This window comes from Peptococcaceae bacterium 1198_IL3148 (assembly GCA_036763105.1).
Lineage (GTDB): Bacteria > Bacillota > Desulfotomaculia > Desulfotomaculales > Desulfohalotomaculaceae > JBAIYS01.
Genome location: JBAIYS010000054.1, coordinates 1 through 388, shown reverse-complemented (window position 1 = coordinate 388; position 388 = coordinate 1). Strand labels below are relative to the sequence as shown.

Annotated in this window: 1 rRNA gene; it reads left to right on the top strand. The window is 45.4% G+C overall.

Going from position 1 to position 388, the window contains the following annotated elements:
- A 23S ribosomal RNA gene (locus V6C27_14865) occupies positions 1-388 on the top strand; the annotation flags it as partial.

Genomic DNA, 388 nt, shown 5'->3' with positions numbered 1-388 from the left:
GGTTGCAAAGACAACCAGGATGTTGGCTTAGAAGCAGCCACCATTCAAAGAGTGCGTAATAGCTCACTGGTCAAGTGACCCTGCGCCGAAAATGTAACGGGGCTAAGTTATACACCGAAGCTTTGGAAATTAGTCGTCTGTCGTCAGACGTCGGATGTCAGGAAAAACCTACATTCAACAGTGGCTAAATTGTTTTTGTAGGGGCTCAATTCATTGAGCCCACTGCGAAAAAATGTTGCTACAGCGAAAATGCATGTCAGCAGATGCATGTTAAGGGTTTGATAAATCAAACCCCTACAAAAGGCACTGAATGCATAAATGAATGTTTCAAAAACCTGACGACTGTTGCCTGACGACCGACGACCGTTTTGGTAGGGGAGCGTTCCTA